Consider the following 22,152-nt stretch of genomic DNA (forward strand, 5'->3'; position numbering starts at 1 on the left):
AGATATTTTTGCAATTATATGACATTTGTAAACCCAAATACAATTAAGTAAATTTAAAAAATACCCTTGTTCTAATACAATTATATTCGCCACCAAATTATCTAATAATAAAAACTGTTAAAATGAAGAAGTTATTTTTAGGCTGTTTCCTAATACTTTGTTGTGCTAACTTTTCTTTTGGTCAAGAGGAAGCCATCAAAGATAGTATGGAAGTATTTTTTAAATTAGACAAGGCTAACTTGTTAAAAGAAAGTACAGAAGCCATTACAGCTGCTTTTGAGAAAAATAAAGAAAGAATATTAAAGGTTCGTGTAGCTGGACATACTTGTGACTTGGGGTCTGATAATTATAATATGGGACTTTCTGAGAGACGTGCTAATTCAGCATTCGAATATGTAAAGACACTAGGGGATGCTTACCAAGAAAAAACAGAATTGTTTTTCTATGGTGAAAAAGAACAAAAATATGATGATAGAGAGCAAAACCGTCGTGTATTCGTTCTTTTTTATTTGGAAGATGATGATAGAGATACTTTAATCAAAAACGATTGTGCAGAAGTTTTTATTGAAAAAGGAACGTACAAACCTACAAAAACTAAAAAATCTAGTTTCGAGTTGAAGTACTTCGATAACACTAAAGTGCTAAAAACAAACAATATCTCTATTGAAGATACAGAAGGGCGCAAATTATACTTCAATTCTGTTGTACACTTCAAAGCAACTTTTGAAGGCGCTGAATTGGCTGCTAAAAAAGCAGTAAAAATTAAATTACCATTGGTGAACGAGCCTAAAGAAGGATATACTTTCTACGAAGGTGTAGATCAAGGTGGTAAAATCGTATGGAAAAACACTGGCAAACCTTGTCAAGTAACAGATGGTGCAGATTGCAAAACTTATGACTTTGACTGGATGAATAGTGGTTACTGTGCTTGTGCTACTCAAAGAGAGTGTGAAGAAGATTGTAATGGTGATGCTTTTTCTGGTGTAGACAGACCTGACTTGACAGCTGCTAACATTCGTTATAGTGCTGAACAAACTGTTGCTGAGTTTGAAGATGGTACGTACGCTAGCTTAGATGGTGTTACTGTTATTGATGATAATAACAAAGAAGAAGATTTGGATGTTTGTGAGCAATTTGAGTATGGTATCGCAACAAGCGATTGGTTCCCAAACAAACATAAAATGAAAGATTTGAAAAATATTATTATCAAATCTGAAACAGCACCAGGTAGCAAAACAACTCGTTTGTATTTGAAAAAAGAATCTTTAAAAGATTTGAACCAGCCTGTTATCTTAGTTGGAGATAGACATACAAAAGGGTATGCTAAATATGCAGATAATATTGTTGCTCCAACTCCTTGTTTAGGTTCTGTTAACTGTGAGTATGTTGTTTACGATGTTCCTTCTACTGGAGTTTACAAAGTTGGAGATTGGAATTCTGGCGCAGGCAAACCTAAAAAAGAAGATAAGTGGATCTTAAAAGTTCGTTTGTTGAAAGAGTCTGTTGTATTTATTGGAAATAAGAAAACAGGTGAGGTTTATAAAGCTAAGAATGCTGAGCGTAAAGGAAAAACTAGACCTAAAGAGTATGTAATTTATGACACAGACAATGTAGGTGATTTGGTTGTTTATGTTCAAAACTCAACAAAACCAAAATTCAAATTATACCAAGAAGCTGCTGTTTCTGAATTGAAATATAAAAAAGCAGCCAATATGTATGTTATGAGAAGAGTGAAGTTCAACAAAGTTCAGGACTTTAGTGAGGCTCAGTTTACAAAATGTAAATAATAATCCATACAGTTCATATTTTTTAAATCCCCATCCGATATTTTTGGATGGGGATTTTTATTTCAATGGTAAGAATGGTCACGAATAACTTAGGTAACTATTGTAGTAATTATGTTTTACTCTGCTTTTTTACAACAACCATGTCGCTTATCATAAGCTGCTTTGTTTGCTTTTAGATTATCAGCATCATAACCAACCTTAGTAATTGCCTTTTTTATTTTTTGAAGGTTAATCTTCTGCTCAATGAATTGGACGGTTACAGTATGTTTCTCTTCATCAGCAGATACATTCTTTACGCCATCGAAGGCAAATAAAGCCTCACTAATTTTAATGGTACACATACCACATTGATTAGAACTTTGAATAACGGCAGTTGTTAAGGTATAATTAGTTTTACCATCTCTATGCCCTCCATCTTGTTGACAACAACCAGGCAAATTATCGTGTGCTTGAGGATTTGCTTTTACATGGTCGGCATCGTAACCTGCTTCTGAAATTATATTTCGAATATCAGAGACCTCAACTTGATTAGGGTGATAAATAACGGTTAAAATTTGTGTTTCTATATCTAAACTAACTTGATCGATACCAGCTAGATTAAATAATGCTTTTTGCATAATTTCTTCACATGAGCCACACTGAGATGACGTTTTAATCGCTATTCGTTGCTGATTTTCGTCTAATATCCAATCCTCTTTAGTCGGTATTGTATTTTCTGAAATAGTAGGTATACTAGAGCATGAATTGACAGGAGCAAAGCGTTCTTTTCCTTCAAAAGTATACTTGACACCAGCATACACTTGGGCACCAAAGACAGGAGCAAAAACAGATGTAGCATCAAATTTAGCATAGCTGTTGGTCGTAGATGTTCCAAAGGGATCTTGATAACCCAAAATTGGTTGTTCTTGTGTATAATTGGTTAGGTTTTCACCTCCAATATAAATTTCCCAGCCTCCTTTGAAAAACTTAGAAATATGAGCATTTAAACGAACATACGCGGGGCTATATTCTTGAAAACGGTAGGCAGGCAAGTTATCACCATAAGGAGGGTGTAAATGTGGCAAACGTTGTGAACCAATAATATTTAGGGTCACGTTAAATTCCCAATCTTTTTTGGGAGTGGTATAGTTTAAATGAATAAGCCCTCGGTGTTGTGGCATCAAAGGCATTTGATGTAGTACAGTGCCATAAGTCATTCTAACGTCGTTAAATTTATAGGCTACTCTAGCTTCTAAGCCTTTTATTATATCTTGGGTATAACTAATCAGAATACTGTTGGCAAAAGATTTTCCGTTCAAATTGTAGAATTGTATGCGAGTATAAGTAGGATCAGAATCTAAATCTACAATCAATTGATTTTCAAAGTCTGTTCTGTAAAGGTCAACATTTAAGCTACCTTCTAATTTGGGACTTATCTTGAGGTTCCAAGCAAAATTCACACCGTAATTCCAAGCAACTTCTGGTAGGATGGTTTCCAAGACAGAAAACTCCTTATAACTCGGCATGAACTTTAAGTTTTCAATCAATAAGTTCGTTGTGCGAACTCCTCGTCCTGCCGAAGCGCGAATGACCATATCATCTGAGAAATTATACTTAAGATTCAAGCGAGGAGAAGGATAAAACTTGGTATACTGTTGTGTGTGTATTAAATCAGAACGAACTCCTAAGATTAAACCAAATTGAGTGCCTTTCTCTTCATTAAATTTTTTGGTAAAATCATATTCTGCATAAAGAGCTGCAAGGTGCTCTGTTCGATCGTTATTAATATCAACAAATTGCTCTTTGAAATCAATCAAATCATAATTCAAACCAGTGCTTAAATTGTGTAATCCAGTGTTGCCCAAATTGGTCTGGAAAACAAAATTAGCATACAAGCGTTTTTGTAAACCAGTATATTTTTTACTTCCAAAATAAGAGTTGTGTTGATGTATGTTGGCATCGTAAACAACAGCAATACTTTGTTTGGGATTATCAAAACCAAAGTAGCCGAGTTTTCCAAATACTCCAAGACGGCGAATTTCACTATTGACTTGATACAAACGAGTAGCAGGTTGGTCAAATACTTTTTGAAAACTACTTTGAGTTTGACCACCAACGCGACTATCTAGAATACCTTGAAAGTTGATTTCAAAATGCAAAGATTCGGGTTTATAAACCCATCTAGAGATGATGTTAACTTGCTTTTTTTGTGGAATATCAAGGAATGAATCTTTGTTATAATCAATTTCAGTTCCATAATAATTGCCATGCATGAGCAAACCTGTACTCCAATTTTTGGTAATTCTATAATTGAACTGAGCATTTAATTCTACCCGTCCCGTATAATTAGCAAATAGATTTAGAAACAAAAGCGGTGCTTTGTAAGGTTTAATGAGTTCTGTATTAATTTGACCTGTGATGCCCTGCACGCCATTACGGACCGAACTAGCTCCTTTGGAAATTTGAATGGCTTCAATGAATGTTCCTGGGATGTACTCTAAACCATAAGCGCGACCAAGACGGTTGAACGAGGGGCGGTTTTCGATAAGCATTTGTGTGTAAGTACCCCGAAGCCCTAGCATCTCAATTTCTTTGGCACCTGTAATAGCATCGCTAAAATTGACATTGACAGTAGCATTGTTTTCAAAACTTTCCGAAAGGTTACAGCAAGCTGCTCGACGCAATTCGCCTGCTCCAATGGTTTCTAAATTAATGGGGTCTAAGGTAGAGGTAAAACTACTTCGTTCTTTGGCTTCGACAACAATATTTTCAAGAGTTGTATTATCTTCAACAACGAGTTTTAGGCGTTCTTCGCTTGGAAGAATCTCTACTTGAACGGTTTCGTAACCGACATAATTAATTTCTAAAATATGCGAATTGGTACTATCTAACCTAGGAATATCAAACCAACCATCTATATCTGTAACACCACCAATAGTGGTATTAACCCAGTTTACTGTTGCGCCAATAAGAGGCTCATCGGCTTTGTTAACCACCATTCCTGAGAAGCGCATAGGGTCTTCTTGAGCAGAAGCAGTGTGATGAGAAATAAATGCAAAGAATGTTATCCAGCATGATAATAATAAGTAGTGCATGATGTTGCTAAATTGAATTTAGGCTAAACTACTGGATTCTTGAAAATAGTACGCCTAAGTTGATCTAACTCCTTGATAAAAAATATTTTCTGATAAAAGAATAGAGGAGTGTAGATGTGGTTAATAATATATTAATAACGTGGGATGGCTATAAAAAAAGTTTTTTATAGCAAGAATTGTTAATATATCTCTAGCAACGATAGACTTGAAACCAATTTAAGATTGATTCTTTAAATCGGGGAGGTGCTTTATTAGATGTATTGCTACAAGCAACATTTTGAGGAAGTAAAAGTGGTTCTGTATATGGAAGTACCTTACTAGGTACCCAAAATGTGTGAACAAAACTTGTGGTAGGTAGTGGTATTTCTTTTACAAGCTCTAAATTAATATTTGCTTTTGCATATTTAAAAGAAGAAGAACAACACTCTTTTTCTGCCATTATAGTAGGCGAGTCAAAATTATCTTGCTGAATAGTTTTAGAGTTTGTGCAACAATTTTTCTTGGCAGCAGCTAGTTTTTCTTTGCAACACTCTAAATTCATTTTAGAAGCTAGAATAGCTAGATATTGGACTCCCGTACAATTACATAACATAATATTTAGCCCAATTCCAGTCGTTGAAATTAGAACTAAAAAAGCCAATGAGAAGGCTGTTATTTTATGTTTTGTCGTTGTCATACAAACAAATATAGTAGAAAAAAATCCTAGAAGCAAATTTTAACTTTGTTTAACGGTATTCGTCTGCTTTAAAATCGCATTAGATGACTTGGTAAGCGCTGTGTAGTTGATAATCAGTATTGTGTCTTTGGTTGCATTGAGTTTTAACAATAGTTAGCTACGCTGCTACTACGTGGTCACTGCGTTCATCAATTAGCACTAAAAATAAGTCTATTTTTTAGCTATATTTTTTTCTGCCCACTTACTTATTTTGTTAATAAGCTAGTATTTGCAAAATTAAAGAGGTCAGTAATTTAATTATCATTAGTTTATAGGAATTATCTAGAAACGGTATTTAACCAGTTAATTAGAACCGTATCTTGTCCCAAATTTGCTTCGGAATTATAATACCAAGCAGCTCCTAATTCAATATGAGTAGCTGTTTCATACGTCTTGAATTGTAACATATTGGGGACGGTATGGTTCAGTTTTTTACAAAACTCTTCTACCGCTTTATAAGCAACCAAACCGTCTTTTTTGCCATGTAAACATAAAAAAGGAAAGGTATCTTGTGGGCTGATCCAATGAAGAGGATTGGCTAATTGGTAAGATGGGCTATCAATGGGACCGGTATAATCTAGTAAGGTATAGGTTTGCTCCATAGCAGCTGTATTAAGTGCTCCAACAATACTGAAAACGCCCTTTAAAATAGATCGATCTAGGTCTATTGCTGACCATCTATTTTCGTCATAAGCGAATAAACTAGCCAAATTGCCTCCAGCAGAGGTGCCGCCTAGTATAATTTTAGGTTGTTCAACCCCTTGTTGTTTTACAAAATTTAAGGCATGTCGTACAGCATGGTTAACGTCTGCTTGCAGGTCTTTGTAGCCAAACGCTGGAGTTAAGCGATAAGCAGGAAAAACTAAACTATATCCTTCTTGTTGCAATAGGTGTGCTAAATACCGATGTTGATCTGGACTACCCAAGCACCACCCCCCGCCATGAAAGTAGATAATGATTGTATTTTTTTTTGGACTAGTCTCTAAACCAGGATAGTAATGGTAGTATTGCTTAGGATGTTGACCATAGGCTATCTTTTGTTTGGAATGCCCATCTTTGAAGGAACCATGATCTAGTATCCACAAATGACGGGGCAAGTGTACGGCTTCTTGATATTTAGAACCTTTAGGTAAAACCCATTGTAGGATAAGACCGACCCAAAGAGAAGCAGTCCAGAGTACCCACAGCAATTTGAGCAGCTTTATAAACTTGTTTTGTGCTGGCGCTGATCGAATAATTTTATAACTCCCAATGCCAGTAAAAAAAAGAAGGGCATAAAAAACAAAATCAAAAAGCACCATGATACAGTTGTTAGTAGTAAAGAAAGTTAGATAGCTATTGAGTTTATGATTTCCCTTTTAAAGGCAATACATTTTTAGCAAACAACAGTTTGGGCTTCCAGTATTTAGAATCGGTGACACTATCAATAACAATACCTCGTTTGCTACTACTGTGAATCATATAAAGTCCATCGGCATTATTCTTATAGACAATACCTACATGCTGTATTTTCCCATTTCGACCGTTGCGTCCAAAAAACAACAAATCACCAGGTTTAGCTTTAGTAATGGCAATTTCAGTTCCTTGTTTGGATTGACTAGTAGAACTACTAGATAGTTTGATATTGTGTTTTGCACAGACAAAAGAAGTAAAGCCAGAACAGTCAAATCCTCTAGGATCTTTGCCCGCATATTTGTATTTAACCCCTTTATATTTCTCAGCATCTTTAATTAAACTCTCTCTTAATGCCGTTTCAGCAGAAACTTTTTTGCTATTAGAACTTGTAGAAGCAGAACGAGTAGATTGACAAGAATTAACCAAAGCTAAGGCTAAAACTAAAAAAATAGACAAATTGATGATTGATTTTTGCATAGATATTTTTTTTATGCCTAATTGGCACGGTTGTAGCTGTTTAAAAAGCAAGTTTTTATTAGGTTAGTTAAAAGGGTTATTACACAATGCAAAACAATATTTTGTGTTGTTACAGAAAGCGATTCGGTATTGCCTCTCCGAATCGCTTTTCTTATGTCTATAAGCATTGTTTTAGTCTGTATGGAGTGATGATACAATCCTCTAACGTTGTTAACTTTGCAACTATTATGCTAAAATAAGTTAAGATATTCTTATTGTGATAAGTTTATAGAACAAAAAAAGGAATTGACATCTTGCCAATTCCTTTTTTATTTGTTGTAAGTTATAAATATTGTTACCAAACAGGGCAACCATAGCGTCTACCTCCACCTAAGTTATCTGTATCTATGTAGAAGCTAAAGCGGATAGTTACGGTGTAGTAAGCATCATTATCTTTTGGATCTCCTCTTTGCTCGCCTGGAGCTGTTACAATGCTGTTAATACCATTCGGGTCAATTTCACCAGAACGACGAGCCAATGCTTTGGCTAAGCTAGCAGTTGTAGGATCTAAGTTTTGGTCAAATATACGATCATCTGTCACATAATCTCCAGAAACATCGTCAATGTAATCCGTAAATGTCATACGATGATTGATTTCTAAAGCGGCAGACCAAGTGTCGTTATAAGACCATTTTACACCAAAACCCATTGGAATATTTATTTGTACCAAATCATAAGGTGCACGTCCATCTACAATACCTTGTCCTTCTGTGCTTAGAGGTTTTAATTCTACCCAAGTCCCGTTGTATAGTGCTTCAGGATTAAATGCAAAAATTCCTACCCCAATAAAACCATAAGGAGAAATAACGCTGTAGTTTTTATAGCCGCCACTTAACTCAAAGTTGTATGGAATGACTTCTGCAGCAATACTTGCTTCAAATACATGTGTTCTAAAGTTCAAGTTACGATAGTAACGGAACCATGCATCATCTACATTATCTCTTGAGCTAGTTGCAGAAAAACCAACACCAGCTAGTTTGTCATCGCCGTGAAATTGCAAATAGCTGAGATCTAATCGAGCTGCAAAATGACCACCTATATTATATCGTCCAAAAATCCCGAAAGTAGGTCTGACCGATTGAATATCTGTATCTATAATAAAACCTTTTCCAATACCTGGTTGACCTCCTAAATCTCCCAAAAACTGTGAAGTTCCTGCTTGTATTCCAACTTCTAGAGGGTATGCTGGTTGGTAGCCGTTTTGAGAAAAACCAGCCGTTGCTCCAAGCATAACTAAACACCATAAAATAAAAGTTCTTTGCATCTTGTAATCTTGGTATAATGTTAAGTAAATAGCTTCCCGTTTGAGGGATGGGGATTAAAAAATATACTACCTAAACGCTATCAAACAGATAAATAGTATCTTAGTATTCGATTTTTTCTTTTTTTTTTCAAAAAGCTTAAAATCACTTCATTTCTTTTGATGAGAAAAGTAAATGCTCATTCTTGGTGACTAAAGGTATAAACTTTTTTCTAGATTACAAATGTATTGATTTAGTTCCTCTTTTAACAGTTCTTTCACGATAATTTTAATAAAAGTAGGCAGATTTATTTTTGCGTTCTACAGCTACTAAATGGTGCCTAATTTTTATGTAAGTGCTTCGTACTTGATAGTCAATAATATATGTTCTTAAAAAACGATTATTTTAGAGCTTGATAATCAGATTGGTGTAGCTTATGTATTTCTAGAATATGCTTCTATATCGTTTTAGTTGGGTACTAAAAGAGCCAAAAATAGAATTGTAGGCTAACAGAAATAAAGGTTTTTTAACTAAAAAAAGAGCCTGCTTAGGCATTTTAAGCATGTTCAATAGTCCAATGTACTCGGTTAGCGCATCTATATTTATTGTTGTATTTAGGTGATAAAACGGGGAAGAAGTGGGAGAGCGTCAACTATTTTTAAAAAATTGTTAGTCCTAAAAGAAAATATTCTTACATTTGCAGTATGTTTATTTAGACAAAATAAAAACTAAGAAGAAAAAATGCGGTTATCCTGGGGTATTATCTGTTTCTTTTGCTGTATCAGTCATCTGTACAGTCAATATAGCATCAGTGGACAGATAAAAAATAATCAATCCAAAGCCATCTCAGATGCATTCATTCTATTAAGCCCAATGGATAAAATGGCAACCTCCAATGCCAAAGGAAGTTACCACTTCTATCAGCTTGAAAGTGGTTCTTATACCTTAACTATTAATGCAGATGGTTTTCAACAAAAGACAGTCCCAATTAAAATTGAAAATCAGAACGTTGTTTTAAATCTTGTATTGGATTCTTTGACCGTAACTTTTGATAAAGAAGTAGTGGTAGATGGAGAGGAGTATCATCTTAATCCTGCAATTCAAGGCGTCACTTTATTAAGTGCTAAAACAATCAATGTCATAGACCTCAAAAAAGTATTGGCCAATCAAGCCAATAATAATGCTAGGGAATTATTTAAGACTGTTCCTGGCTTGAATATTTGGGAAAATGATAATTCTGGAATTCAGTTAAATATAGGAGGAAGAGGTCTAAATCCCAATCGAACAACCAACTTCAATACGCGCCAAAATGGATATGACATTAGTGCGGATGCCTTGGGATATCCAGAAACTTATTACACACCGCCTGCACAGGCCTTACAACGGATAGAAGTTTTAAGAGGTGCCGCTTCTTTGCAGTTTGGAACTCAGTTTGGCGGTATGCTAAACTTTGTAATGAAGCAAGGACCTAAAGACAAAGCTTTTGAATTTGTTACAGAGAACACTTATGGAGGCTTTAACTTTTTTAATACGTTTAATAGCATAGGTGGAACAGTTGCCAAAAAACAATTAAATTATTACGCTTTTTATCAATACAAGCGTGGTGATGGTTGGCGACCTAATGCAAATTTTGAGGTACACAATGGTTACGCTCAATTGGAGTATAAACCTAACAAAAAACTAAGTATTCGTGCAGAGCAGACAATTATGCAATATTTGGCACATCAGCCTGGAGGATTAACCGATACGGAGTTTGCTCAAAATGCCCGCCAATCGAAGCGAGAACGCAACTGGTTTCGAGTAAATTGGAACTTGAGCGCATTGACATTGAATTATAAGTTTTCTTCATTGACACAGTTGAATGTACGAAATTTTGCCTTGTTTGCCAGTCGCCAATCATTGGGTAATTTGCAAGCCATTAATCGTCCAGATTATGGCGAAGCAAGGGATTTAATCAAAGGACATTACATGAATTTTGGGAATGAAACGAGGTTGGTGCATCGCTATAAACTCCTAAGCAATGTTTCAGCATTGGTGACAGGTGTTCGAATTTATAAAGGATATACTACACAACAACAAGGATTGTCTAACAATCATACGACAGGAACACTAAGCGATTTTACTTTTTCTGCTGCGCCTAAAGGCATTCTTAAATCAGATTATGCTTTCCCTAGTTTTAATTTTGCTGCTTTTGCTGAAAATTATTTTGCAATAACAGAGAAGTTTAGTGTGACACCGGGAGTGCGTTTTGAGTATATTCATACCGAAGCAGATGGTTATTATCAAGATTTGGTCGTAGTTCCTAGTAGTACAGGATGGGATACAATTCGAAATGAAGCGATAGATGAGTATAGAAGTAATTCTAGATCTATTTTCTTAGCGGGGGTAGGAGTGAGTTACAAGTTGAGTAAGAATATAGAGGTGTATGGAAATTTTTCACAAAACTATCGAGGAATTAATTTCAACGATATGCGTATTTCCAATCCAAACCAAGAAGTAGATCCCAATCTCAAAGACGAATACGGGTTTAATGCTGATATCGGATTTAGAGGAAGCTATAAAGGGCTGTTTAATTTTAATGCTACTATATTTTATTTGGGGTACAATCGTAGAATAGGAAACATTCAAAGTGAACGTCCTAACAAAGACAATCCATTGATTATCGAACCATATACGTTGCGTACAAATGTGGGAAATGCTAGAGTTATTGGAACCGAATTTTTTGTAGAAGCTGATTTTTGGAAGTTGTTTAGCAAACAAAAAAAGACACCATTTAGTTTGAATGTATTTGCTAACTTCTCGATTCTTGACGGTCGTTATACACAAACAGATAATAGTTTTGCATCTGGAAAACAGCTGGAATTTGTAGCACCAATTATTTTAAGAACAGGAGTTAGTTTGGGATACAAAACGTTCAAATTGTCTTATCAATATTCTTATACATCCAAGCATTATTCAGATGCCACCAATGCCGAATGGGTGCCTAATGCAGTTGTGGGAGTTATTCCTAGTTATGGCGTGATGGATATTTCGGCAAGTTATCAATGGAAATGGTTTACGTTGCAGGCAGGAATTAATAATCTAACGAATGAAGTTTATTTTACTAGAAGAGCGGCAAGTTATCCAGGACCAGGAATTTTGCCTGCGGATGGTCTAAGCTTTTACGTTACGCTGAGGTTTACCTTAGGTGTTCAATAACTTTGTAAGTTATTCCTTTGCTTTCATAGAATATATTGGGCTTCCAAAATTCGTAATATCTTGGATTTTTAGTTCGTTATTATCCAATGTTAGAATTGAAAAACTATAAGCCCCAAAACCTGCTGTTATAGATAAGCCTTCTACTGTTGCAGGAGCAAAAGGACTTGTTTGGCTACCCTCAAACTCCCATCGACCATCTGATTCAGCGCCATTAGAGTAGCTGAAAAATAAGCGGTTATCGTGAAATGTTAATTCATCTCCAACATTAGCAAAATTAGAAAAACCCGAAGAAATTTCGGTAACGACCCATGTTTGTGCAGAAATTAGATGAATTTTGGCTGCTTTTTCACAGCTAGTATTCAGAAGTAGAAGGAAAATAGAAGCAACAAACAAAATAGGCTGTTTCATAATGTAGAAATTTGAAAAAATGTGAATGTGAGATAATAGGGTCTATTGTTGTTGAGCAGATATTATGAATCGGCTTTTTAGAATAAAACAAACCACAGTGGTCTATTTTTATACACAATAAGTGCATCCTTTTTTAGGAAGTCAAAATAGACGACTGTGGTAAGGTGGAGTTATTTATTTTTTAGCTGCCAATGCTTCGATATTGACAACAAAGGCATCTTTTAAGTTGTATTTCTTCTTGAGGTTTTCACAATAACTATCGGCCTCTTCTCTTGTATTCATAGGGCCTAAGATAATTTTGTAATATGGTTTGCCATTTAATTTATCTACAAAAACAGTTGCTCCTTTGAACCAGTTTTTTTGGAATACAGCCAATTGTTGTACAACAGATTGATAATCACTGTATCCAGCTACTTGTACCCCAAAACCTTTAGGTTGTAATTTTAGCACCTGCATTTTGTACAAACCACCAGTTTCCATTTCTTTGGCTTCAACAATCAAATTGTCTTTTTTAGGTTCTTTTTGAGTTGTACTTGCCTTTTTCTTTTCAGCAGGTTTTGCAGTTGCTTTTGTTGTGTTCTGAACAGGTTTTGCAACAGGTTTCTCATTAGTAGATTTAGCTGCTACAGTAGGTTTGTTATCAGGACCACTAATAACCGTAATTTCTACAGGAGCTACGTTAACTTTTACCAAATCAATTTGTTGGGCTGCTTTTTTAGAGATTTCAATGACACGACCTTTGATGTAAGGACCTCGATCATTGATAACAACATTGACAGATTTTCCATTGGCAGGATTTTTAACTTTTACTTTGGTACCAAAAGGAAGTGTTTTGTGAGCTGCTGTGAGTTGATTTTTATCGTACTTTTCTCCACTAGCTGTTTTACGACCATGAAAACTATCATCGTAATAACTAGCAAGTCCTTTCTCAACAGGAGTTGCTGTGGCTACTTGAATGGTTAAGATAACTAAAGCGAAAATTTGAACAAGTAATTTCATTGTGTCTTTTTTAGAATGGGTTTTACCACATTAAACAATAAATAGATAATAGTTTGGTTTCAAATAAATCTATAGTAAGCCGTCATGGAAGAAAGTAATCAAACCAATCGCAATTTTGTTCGATGTCTTTTTCTATTGGCTTACTTAAATTTTAAAATTTGCTCTTATGAAAACCAACAAACTTTATGGAATGATACGGAACTTTAAAAATTGAGTCCATCCAAAGAGTCAAGAATAGGTTTCTAAGGTAATAAATAGAACATTGAAAACGAAAAAAAGATTTAAAAATGTATCAAGCTTTTCTGCCTTTTTCTTTGTTTGTAGATTTGTGAATTCTGGTTGAACTATTAAAACAAGCGAATTTTGTTGGCGAATCTACTTCATTTAGAATGCAGTGCATATAAAATTAAAATATGATGAAAAGAATAAAAATACCCTAAAATATATTGAAAAAAAGTACTATCTTAGATGGTTTTAAAACTTGATCTTATGAGAATTCTCTATATTATTTTTATTTTATTTACATTTCAATTAATAGCTTGTAGCCAAACAGTTCGGATGATAAGCACCTTACCAAACAGTTTGGCAGAAAACTCTGGAATGCTTGTAAGTAATGAAAATGCTATTTGGCTTCATAATGATAGTGGCGACTCGGCTAAATTGTATTTAATAGATACCTTCGGGACCGTACAAAGAACAATTCTCGTTCAGAATGTCTCTAATATTGATTGGGAAGACATTACGTACGACAACCAAGGTCGGGTTTATATTGGAGATTTTGGTAATAATAACAACAGTCGTCAAGATTTAAAAGTATACCGAATTCCACATCCTGACTCCATTATAGGACATACTGTTGTCGCCGAAATAATCGAATATTATTATCCAGAACAAACGGCTTTCCCTCCTGCCAATAGTGAAAAAAAATACGATACAGAGGCTGTTGTTTATTTTCAAGATTCTCTTTATTTTTTTACAAAAGATCGTACTTCTCCGCATCAAGGCTATACTTGGTTGTACCAAATTCCTGCGGACACAGGAAGCCATGCGGCTGTATTGCTAGACAGTTTTCAGACCAATCAAATTAGCTATATATTTGAAGTGACAGGAGCAGCGATGTCTCCCAACCAAGAGCAACTCGCTTTGTTAGGGGCGAACAGAATTTGGTGGTTTACAGATTTTTCTGGCAATCGATTTTTTGATGGGATGGTACAAACAATTTCCTTGAATAGTACCTCTCAAAAAGAAGCATTAGATTTTGTGGACAACCAGCGTTTATACTTTAGTAATGAATCTAGTATATTAGGAGCAGCCCAATTGGGAGAATTAAACTTAACTAGTCTTGTTACAGGAACTAAACAGCAGTTGCCACCTACACTAAGTCACGTGGTTGTGTATCCTAACCCAACAGATACACAGTTTAATGTCGAATTTGAATTGCAAGTACCTCAGAAAGTAGCATGTCAGTTATTAGATGCTAAGGGAGGTATTGTTCGGCGTTTTGCTTCCCAATTATTGAGTGTTGGAAAACAAAGTATAGCAATTGAAACAGACCAATTGTTGAATGGAGTTTATTTTTTGCGAATCAAGTGCGAGCAGCAGCATTACTACAAACGAGTTGTTATTGCTCGTTAGCAATTACTAAGCAGTTCCTTGATCTTGTTTGATTTTATATAAAAGCCCCCAAACTAAGAAAATACTTAGCGCAATTAAAATAGGAATCATCCTATTGATATAGTTGGTTTGAGTAGCGACGCAGTTAATATCCAACAAGATAATATCTCCTTTGCTGATAAAGCAAATCAAAGAAGGATTGGAACGTTCTGTACTTATTTTTATAACATCTCCTTCTTGAACAACTTGATGGAACGTATCCAACTTTAGACATGGAGCATAATCAGCCTTGATAATAAATTCCTGTGCCGATTCTAATAGCTTAAGACGATAAGAATAGCCCAAGTCTTTATACATTTTATTCTTTTTTAAAGACTTAAATTGTACCTCCCTTATATTCGATTGATCGATGGATAGCTTGTCATAACGAATAGAGGCAAAGACAAAAAACAAAAAAATAGCTCCTAAAAGAACTTTATTGTATATGGGAAGAGATTTAAATCTTGGTATCCAATTGGAAGTACTTTTGGGAGCTTCTTTCATCATGCTTAGTAAATTATTGTTAGCAAAATTTAATCGTATTCACCTTCAAATTCAGGAATATCATCTTTTTTCTTTTTAGGCTTCTTCTTTTTCTTTGTTTTGGTGTCATCAACTGTTGTTGGAGTATTGGTAGGTGTTTCTTCGATGAAGATACGATCTTGTCCCAAAAATTGGGGCGACTGAACAGAAAGTACTTTTAAGGGTTTGGCGCTGGTGGTAATAACAGCGTGGGCTGTATTGGGGGGAACAATAATATGATCGCCTTTTTTAATATCAAAATAATCTCCTCCCAAATACATTCGCCCCGTTCCATCTAAGACCGTAATTACTTCGGTATGATACTGATGTACATGTTTGCGTACGGCTTGTTTGACAAAAATCATGAATACAGAGGTGTTGTCATCGCTATGCAAAGGGATTGTCATAACGTTTGTATACTCCTCTTTGGGGCGCATTGAATTAGCATCCTGAGTCAAAATTTGAGCAGAGAGAATTTGAGTACTCAATAATAGTAAGAATAAAAGTAGAGTGTGCATAGTTGATTCTTTGTTTGTGGTTTGTTTTCAAAACGGTTCGATATGTTGGTATAAAATAATCCCTAAAACAATAGTTCGTTAAAGCAGTATACTAGCAACGAAGCTAGGTTAATATGAACCTGCTTTTTTATTTTTTTTGTTAAAAAAGCAAAAAATCACCGAACTACTACTAAACATAACACAAAGTCTTTTGTAAAAAAGTCCTACCTTGTCAAAGAAGTAATTGTCAGGTATATTAACTTGGTCATATCACACAATACTTCGTGGTTGATACGAAGTAATGATAGTAGACAAATGAAAGATTAGTAGATTACTAAGGTAAAGTAAATCTAAGAAAAATTAACATTTTTTAACAATATGGAACTAACATCATTAGATTGGGGGATAATAATTGGCTTTTTGGTCTTAATCCTGAGTGTCGGAATCTCTTATACTCGGCAGGCATCGAAGGACATGGAGAGTTTCTTTTTGGGGGGACGAAACATGCATTGGTTGCTAGCTGGAATATCAATGGTGGCAACTACATTTGCGGCAGATACCCCTTTGGCTGTAGCCGAAATTGTTAGTGGAAGTGGCATTGCGGGGAATTGGTTGTGGTGGAACTTTTTGGCAGGAGGGATGTTGACAACCTTCTTTTTTGCAAGGTTATGGCAGCGATCAGGTGTCTTGACAGAAGTAGAACTTATAGAATTGCGTTATGCGGGCAAGCCTGCACAGTTTCTAAGAGCTTTTAAAGCCGTGTACTTAGGCGTATTGATGAATGTGATTGTTATTGCATGGGTGAATGTCGCTTTACAATCTCTGCTCGTCGTTTTCTTTGATCTATCAGAAACAGTTGCATTATTGTACACAGGAGTAGCGATGGTTTTGGCAGCAACTTATGCGTCTTTCTCAGGATTAATAGGGGTGGCAGTAACCGATGCAATTCAATTTGTAGTTGCTATGATTGGCTGCGTTGCGTTGGCATATTTTGTTTTGAATGCGCCCGAAATTGGTGGCATTGCAGGTTTAAAAGAACAACTAGAATTTCAAAACCCCAATATTCTAAATTTTTTGCCGTCTATTGGTAATGCAGGAGGAACAGGGACAACTCTAGGATTGACAGTAGTTGGATTTTTAGCCTATGCAGGATGTCAATGGTGGGCTTGTTGGTATCCAGGCGCTGAACCAGGTGGTGGTGGATATATCGCTCAACGGATGATGAGTACCCGTTCAGATAAAGATGCGGTTTATGCAACCTTATTTTTTCAAGTAGCGCACTATTGTATTCGACCTTGGGCTTGGATTATTGTTGGATTGGCAGCTGTAATTTTGTATCCAGATTTAGCGGCAGGGGATGAAAAGTTAGGTTACGTTTATGCCATGCGAGATTTCTTACCTTCGGGTTGGAGAGGTTTGTTGTTGGTTGCTTTTTTGGCTGCCTATATGAGTACCATTTCAACACAGCTTAATTGGGGGGCAGGCTATTTGGTGAATGATGTGTACAAACGATTTTGGATGAAAGATGGGGAGGCACAGCACTATGTCTTCGTTTCTAGAATAAGTACCGTCATTCTAATGATTTTAGGCTTGCTAATTAGTACACGAGTGCAGTCTATTTCTGGAGCATGGGGATTTATTATTCAAGCTGGTGCAGGTTTAGGACTTGTCCTTATTTTGCGTTGGTATTGGTGGCGTATCAATGTTTGGTCAGAGATTTCAGCAACCATAGCACCATTTTTCTTTACAGGATTGATTTGGTGGTACGAATACCAATATGCTACTACCGTTGAGTTGCCGATTGCATTAATAACAACAACGTTATTTACAACTTGTGTTTGGTTGTTGGTCACTTTTTTGACCAAGCCCGAACCAGCAAGTATTTTGGTTCCTTTCTGGCAAAAAGTACATGGTGTTAAAGATGGTAATTATAAAGTGAATTCTGGGGCGTTTGCAAAGAATTTAAAATATTTAGCTGCTTGTTGGCTATCGGCTATTGTGATGACTTATAGTATCTTATTCTTAACAGGAAAATTACTCTTACAAGAATATGGAACTGGATTTTCGTTGCTCCTATTAGCTATGTTGAGTTTGTATTTTTTGAACTATTTTATGGAAAAAGCAGGTTTGTTTGGTCAAAACGAAGCTCCTTTAGCTTTGGATAGCGTTTTAGATAGTGGTGAAAATTTACCTATAAAGACAACAGCTGATCAAGAAGAAGATAGTGCTATTGATCATTTAGATGAATCAGCCGTATCCAAGAAAGACAATAAAAAACCACCAACCAATCAAAACGATGACTTTCCTGATATGGAAGATTTTAATTAAGGGTAATATGCTTTCTATTGTAGCATGATTGGACTTTGAAATAGGTTGAAAGTTGATGATTAATAGGAAATTGCATTGATAGAGTGATAACATTTGTAAAAAAATAGTATTATATTAATATAATAACGATTCTTTACTTCGTGGGGTTGTCAGCTAATCCACAAAGTATTATTACTTATAATTACTATATCATGAAATTACTGTCAATGCTAGTGCTAGTTGCCTTGCTTTCATTTACTCTCAAGGCTCAAATTAAAAGAGATTATCACCAAAATGCTCGTTTAAAATACCAAGTAGAAACTACGAATGGCTGTCTAAATGGTAAGTATACGTGTTGGTATCCCAATGGCCAGAAAAAGGCAGAAGGTCAATTCCTAAATAATCAACGCGTAGGCGATTGGAAGGTTTGGGGAGCTTCGGGTGTTTTGAAAGTTCATAGAAAATATCAAAATCATTTTCAGTTTGAAACGTTGGTTTATCAAGATGATAATGGGGTGGCGTTATCGACTCCTGAAAGGTCAATTTATCTGTTAAACAAAAATAAAGCTGGCTATATTGAGTATCCTGCAACTCAATTGGATAATGTTTATTGGGAAAAACGTATTTGGCGACAACTTTCAGACAATAAAACGAATTCTGTTCTATTGGGAGGGCAAAGTCATCATTTACTGTTTAATCAACTTGCTTCTGCTAAAGACATTCCAATCTACAAAACAGACTCAGACGACTTTCAAGAGTTGTTTTCTGAAACAGAACGAACAGCAATCTTTCAACAAAATAAGGTGCAAATTATTGGATATAAAATTAAAGAAGTGCAATTCTTTGAATTGACTAGAGGCATATCCGAAAGCCGAATATTAGGGATTTGTCCAATTATAAAATCTAAAAAAGAGGAAGAAGGAAAGCCTTTGTGTTGGTTGAAGTATGAGGATATCCGCCCTTTGTTGGCTCAATTGACGGCTCATTCAACGTCAAATTCAATGGTAGAGAATTTAGATGATTGGTTGCATTTTAGATGTTTTCAGAGTATCATTGAGAAAGAGACAAATGCGTATGATCGGGCGCTTGCAGAATATACATCGGGAGATGCTCTAAAAAAAGAACAAGAACGCATAGAGATGGCTTTAATTGATCGAGAGCATGATTTCTGGATGGTGCAAGAGTTGAAATAAATGAATAAGAATCAATAATTAGGTGTTAAAATTATTGAAAAAATAAGTCAAAAGCTAGTCCTATTGGTGAACCAATGGCGACTAGCTTTTGACTTTAACAGTATGTGGAGAGATTAATTTCCTTTATCGTTTGACAGGAGACCATTTCCAACGCAAACCAAGATAAAATTCTCGACCGTGAATCGGAGAATAAGCATAAGCTGTATCAAAATAATCGCTAAAACCAGGATTGGTATTGGGATCATTATAACCTACTAAAGGTGAAATTTCTTGTCGATAATCAAATAAATTTTGCACACCAACATAAATACTCAAATTCAATTTAGGAAAATCTTTAGTAATTTGAATGTTGTGCATTGAGAACGGTTTAGAAGTAGTTGGGCGAGCAACGGCAACGGGCGTACCATTGGGATCTAAGTCAAATACTTCAGGCAATTGCATAGGTCCCGTTAATTTTCCTGTGTAAGCAAAATTTAATTGCCATGGTTTGTAGGTATAATTAAGAACCAAAGAACCACTGTACAAAGGAGAGTATTCTAATGCTCCAGTCGTTTTGTTGCCTTGTTCATCAATATCGGTCTGATCCGCCCACTGCATATTATACGATAAACTGATAGCCAAGGGAAATCGGAATTGTTGGCTATAATTGATGCTAAACCCTCTCGTTTGTGCAAAACCATCTAGATTTTTGTAAATAATTTTCTTTGGATTGCTATAATCAGGAAAAATGGCATTGGTAAAGTAAGTGTAAAAACCATCAACATTAATCGTTCCTTGGCTAGAACCCATCGCAAAGACATAGTTAAAATTCAAAGAACCATTGTAAGAACGTTCGGGTTGTATTTGCTCTGTAATTTCGACTTGGCGACTCCCTGTGATAAAGGCATGATCTTCTGTAAATAAATTGACAATTCTAAAACCTGTCCCAAAGTTTAGGCGAAAAGTCGTCCACGTGTCTGGTTTGTATTTGAGATTAAATCGAGGGGCGGGGATAGCGCCATGATCTTGGAAATAGTCTAGTCGACAACCGTATAAGACCGCCACTTTTTTAGAAATATCCCAAGCGTCTTGAATAAATATCCCTGGAATAAATTGATGACTAGGAATGTTCCCCGCAACACTATCTACCGTTGCTAAGGTATTATCATCATAATACTGATAACGCAAGTTTAGACCAGCCGTAATGCCGTGCCCTTTGATGTATTTGTTCCAATTAAAATTTGTATAACCAACATATTGCGTTGCATTATAATAATCAGAACCATAATAGCTATCTTGGTAGTGGCCCGAAAAAGAATAATCTAATTTAAAATACTCTTGAGTTGGCAAATCATAGGTTCCTAATATTTCCCAACGTTGTGTGAAAATACTCTCACCATAGATGATATCATCGCCTCTTAAATCAATATAATTTCTACCCTTTACATATTCTTCAACGCCATTTCTTCTATCTTCATAATAATAACGAGCAAAAAGAGAGAAGCGACGATTTTTAGGGCGCTTCATATTTAATTTGGCAAAGGCAGAGACTCTATCTAGATTGATTAAATCACCAAAGCCATCACCATTATCATCGTGATTGGTACCAACATAAGCATGACTGACGCCAACCATACCATTAAATTTTCCGAATGTTCCAGCTAAAGATAAGTTGTTAAACGACTCTAGATGAGATGTTCCCATAATGTCTAATGAAATCAACGGTTCTTGGCTAGGATCTTTTGTAATCACATTAATAGCACCAGCAACTGCTTCCGAACCAAAAATAGTAGAACTAGGTCCTTTGGTAATCTCTATGCGCTCAATCATCGTTGTTGGCAGACCGTTCAAAGCATAAATAGAGGCTAAATTACCATACATAGGAGTACCATCAATCAGTACTGCTGTATATTGACCTGGCAGTCCATTAATGCTAATTGTATTGGTAAAACAAACACCGCAAGCTACTTCTTCTTGTACCCCACTAACAAGCGAAATGGCTTCAATTAGATTGGTTGGAGCTGTGATTTTTTCTAAGGCACTTGGATCAACGACATATTTGGTAGCAACCGTAGGGGCAATTTTAGTCGGATTGAATAGGTTGGCTCCTTTATGAGTAATAACTACTTCGTCAATAACTCCAGAGGTTGGTGTTAGCCGAATAATTCCTAAATCAACTTCATTCTCCTCTATTTTTATAGAGGTACGATAGCTTGCAAAACCAACATAAGAAGTTTGCAAGGTATAGTTGCCTTGAGGAACATTAGAAAGCTCAAAAAAACCATCTATGTCTGTTGTTGCCCCCAAGTTAGTAACAACACTATCTTGCAATAAAATAACATTGGCAGCAATAACTGCTTCATTATCTGAATTCACGATTCTACCTTTTAGGAGACTTTTTTGAGCATTGGTTGATAGTGCAATCAGTAAAAAAATGAAAGTAAATAGTCTTATTTCCATAGAATTATAACAGTGTAGACTAGTCTAAAAATATAATTTGCATGACAAATGTATATTATAAAGGTTGTAATAAAAAATATTTTTAGATTAATCTAAAAATATTTTTAAGTGTAGCTATTTGTTTCTAGCGAAAGGTTATTGTTATAATATTATTATCTTAGTACATTAGGACAACTTCTAAAGGAGGGCTTGAAACCAAGTAGTTGAA

15 protein-coding genes are annotated in these 22,152 nt (G+C 35.5%); 5 read left to right on the forward strand and 10 right to left on the reverse strand.

Features of this window, described 5'->3' with window-relative positions:
* Positions 1-122 precede the first annotated feature (122 nt).
* Entirely contained in the window at positions 123-1,787 is a 1,665-nt protein-coding gene (locus QP953_RS05410; RefSeq protein WP_309554217.1) for an OmpA family protein, read from the forward strand.
* A 116-nt stretch (positions 1,788-1,903) separates the two neighbouring features.
* Here the strand turns inward: QP953_RS05410 and QP953_RS05415 are convergent, their stop codons facing one another.
* From QP953_RS05415 to QP953_RS05435, 5 genes are all read right to left on the reverse strand, one after another.
* Positions 1,904-4,861 (reverse strand): TonB-dependent receptor domain-containing protein, encoded by a 2,958-nt coding sequence (locus QP953_RS05415; RefSeq protein WP_309554218.1) that lies wholly within the window; start codon positions 4,859-4,861, stop codon positions 1,904-1,906.
* Positions 4,862-5,051: 190 nt separating this feature from the next.
* Complete coding sequence (locus QP953_RS05420; protein ID WP_156039685.1) at positions 5,052-5,537, reverse strand: hypothetical protein; 486 nt, start codon at positions 5,535-5,537, stop codon at positions 5,052-5,054.
* Positions 5,538-5,854: 317 nt separating this feature from the next.
* Positions 5,855-6,877: an alpha/beta hydrolase gene (locus tag QP953_RS05425; RefSeq protein ID WP_309554219.1), complete on the reverse strand. Its 1,023-nt coding sequence runs from the start codon at positions 6,875-6,877 to the stop codon at positions 5,855-5,857.
* Positions 6,878-6,920: 43 nt separating this feature from the next.
* Entirely contained in the window at positions 6,921-7,448 is a 528-nt protein-coding gene (locus tag QP953_RS05430) for a C40 family peptidase (RefSeq protein WP_052594411.1), read from the reverse strand.
* A gap of 334 nt (positions 7,449-7,782) precedes the next feature.
* Positions 7,783-8,751 carry a DUF6089 family protein gene (locus QP953_RS05435; protein WP_052594409.1) on the reverse strand — a complete coding sequence of 323 codons (969 nt, stop codon included), beginning with the start codon at positions 8,749-8,751 and terminating at the stop codon, positions 7,783-7,785.
* 718 nt (positions 8,752-9,469) lie between these two features.
* Between QP953_RS05435 and QP953_RS05440 the strand changes: the two genes are divergently transcribed.
* The gene (locus QP953_RS05440) at positions 9,470-11,926 is read left to right on the forward strand and encodes a TonB-dependent receptor domain-containing protein (RefSeq protein ID WP_309554220.1); all 2,457 of its coding nucleotides are present in this window, start codon (positions 9,470-9,472) and stop codon (positions 11,924-11,926) included.
* A gap of 9 nt (positions 11,927-11,935) precedes the next feature.
* Here QP953_RS05440 and QP953_RS05445 read toward each other — a convergent pair whose 3' ends face one another.
* Together QP953_RS05445 and QP953_RS05450 are read right to left on the reverse strand one after the other, a co-directional pair.
* Positions 11,936-12,334, reverse strand: coding sequence for a hypothetical protein (locus tag QP953_RS05445; protein WP_309554222.1), 399 nt, complete (start codon positions 12,332-12,334; stop codon positions 11,936-11,938).
* Between the two features lie 174 nt (positions 12,335-12,508).
* The gene (locus QP953_RS05450; RefSeq protein ID WP_052594403.1) at positions 12,509-13,333 is read right to left on the reverse strand and encodes a septal ring lytic transglycosylase RlpA family protein; all 825 of its coding nucleotides are present in this window, start codon (positions 13,331-13,333) and stop codon (positions 12,509-12,511) included.
* Between the two features lie 489 nt (positions 13,334-13,822).
* Between QP953_RS05450 and QP953_RS05455 the strand changes: the two genes are divergently transcribed.
* Positions 13,823-14,968 (forward strand): T9SS type A sorting domain-containing protein, encoded by a 1,146-nt coding sequence (locus QP953_RS05455; protein WP_309554223.1) that lies wholly within the window; start codon positions 13,823-13,825, stop codon positions 14,966-14,968.
* Between the two features lie 6 nt (positions 14,969-14,974).
* On the opposite strand, the gene QP953_RS05460 is transcribed toward QP953_RS05455, so the two are convergent.
* Together QP953_RS05460 and QP953_RS05465 are read right to left on the reverse strand one after the other, a co-directional pair.
* Positions 14,975-15,493 carry a hypothetical protein gene (locus tag QP953_RS05460; protein WP_156039684.1) on the reverse strand — a complete coding sequence of 173 codons (519 nt, stop codon included), beginning with the start codon at positions 15,491-15,493 and terminating at the stop codon, positions 14,975-14,977.
* A gap of 26 nt (positions 15,494-15,519) precedes the next feature.
* Positions 15,520-16,026 (reverse strand): cupin domain-containing protein, encoded by a 507-nt coding sequence (locus QP953_RS05465; protein ID WP_052594397.1) that lies wholly within the window; start codon positions 16,024-16,026, stop codon positions 15,520-15,522.
* Between the two features lie 357 nt (positions 16,027-16,383).
* Here QP953_RS05465 and QP953_RS05470 point away from each other — a divergent pair, with 357 nt between their 5' ends.
* Entirely contained in the window at positions 16,384-18,333 is a 1,950-nt protein-coding gene (locus QP953_RS05470) for a sodium:solute symporter family protein (protein WP_309554224.1), read from the forward strand.
* A 191-nt stretch (positions 18,334-18,524) separates the two neighbouring features.
* On the forward strand, positions 18,525-19,505 hold the full coding sequence (locus QP953_RS05475; protein WP_309554225.1) for a hypothetical protein: 981 nt from the start codon (positions 18,525-18,527) through the stop codon (positions 19,503-19,505).
* 123 nt (positions 19,506-19,628) lie between these two features.
* On the opposite strand, the gene QP953_RS05480 is transcribed toward QP953_RS05475, so the two are convergent.
* A complete protein-coding gene (locus tag QP953_RS05480) occupies positions 19,629-21,860 on the reverse strand; it encodes a TonB-dependent receptor (protein ID WP_309554226.1) in 2,232 nt (743 codons plus the stop codon).
* Between the last annotated feature and the right edge of the window lie 292 nt (positions 21,861-22,152).

The sequence above is a fragment of the Aureispira sp. CCB-E genome, assembly GCF_031326345.1.
In the GTDB taxonomy this organism is placed as follows: domain Bacteria; phylum Bacteroidota; class Bacteroidia; order Chitinophagales; family Saprospiraceae; genus Aureispira.

Bases quoted from the DNA above. Each gene is read 5' to 3' on its own strand.
- QP953_RS05410 (WP_309554217.1), top strand. From the start codon at position 123: ATGAAGAAGTTATTTTTAGGCTGTTTCCTAATACTTTGTTGTGCTAAC.
- QP953_RS05415 (WP_309554218.1), bottom strand. From the start codon at position 4,861: ATGCACTACTTATTATTATCATGCTGGATAACATTCTTTGCATTTATT.
- QP953_RS05420 (WP_156039685.1), bottom strand. From the start codon at position 5,537: ATGACAACGACAAAACATAAAATAACAGCCTTCTCATTGGCTTTTTTA.
- QP953_RS05425 (WP_309554219.1), bottom strand. From the start codon at position 6,877: ATGGTGCTTTTTGATTTTGTTTTTTATGCCCTTCTTTTTTTTACTGGC.
- QP953_RS05430 (WP_052594411.1), bottom strand. From the start codon at position 7,448: ATGCAAAAATCAATCATCAATTTGTCTATTTTTTTAGTTTTAGCCTTA.
- QP953_RS05435 (WP_052594409.1), bottom strand. From the start codon at position 8,751: ATGCAAAGAACTTTTATTTTATGGTGTTTAGTTATGCTTGGAGCAACG.
- QP953_RS05440 (WP_309554220.1), top strand. From the start codon at position 9,470: ATGCGGTTATCCTGGGGTATTATCTGTTTCTTTTGCTGTATCAGTCAT.
- QP953_RS05445 (WP_309554222.1), bottom strand. From the start codon at position 12,334: ATGAAACAGCCTATTTTGTTTGTTGCTTCTATTTTCCTTCTACTTCTG.
- QP953_RS05450 (WP_052594403.1), bottom strand. From the start codon at position 13,333: ATGAAATTACTTGTTCAAATTTTCGCTTTAGTTATCTTAACCATTCAA.
- QP953_RS05455 (WP_309554223.1), top strand. From the start codon at position 13,823: ATGAGAATTCTCTATATTATTTTTATTTTATTTACATTTCAATTAATA.
- QP953_RS05460 (WP_156039684.1), bottom strand. From the start codon at position 15,493: ATGATGAAAGAAGCTCCCAAAAGTACTTCCAATTGGATACCAAGATTT.
- QP953_RS05465 (WP_052594397.1), bottom strand. From the start codon at position 16,026: ATGCACACTCTACTTTTATTCTTACTATTATTGAGTACTCAAATTCTC.
- QP953_RS05470 (WP_309554224.1), top strand. From the start codon at position 16,384: ATGGAACTAACATCATTAGATTGGGGGATAATAATTGGCTTTTTGGTC.
- QP953_RS05475 (WP_309554225.1), top strand. From the start codon at position 18,525: ATGAAATTACTGTCAATGCTAGTGCTAGTTGCCTTGCTTTCATTTACT.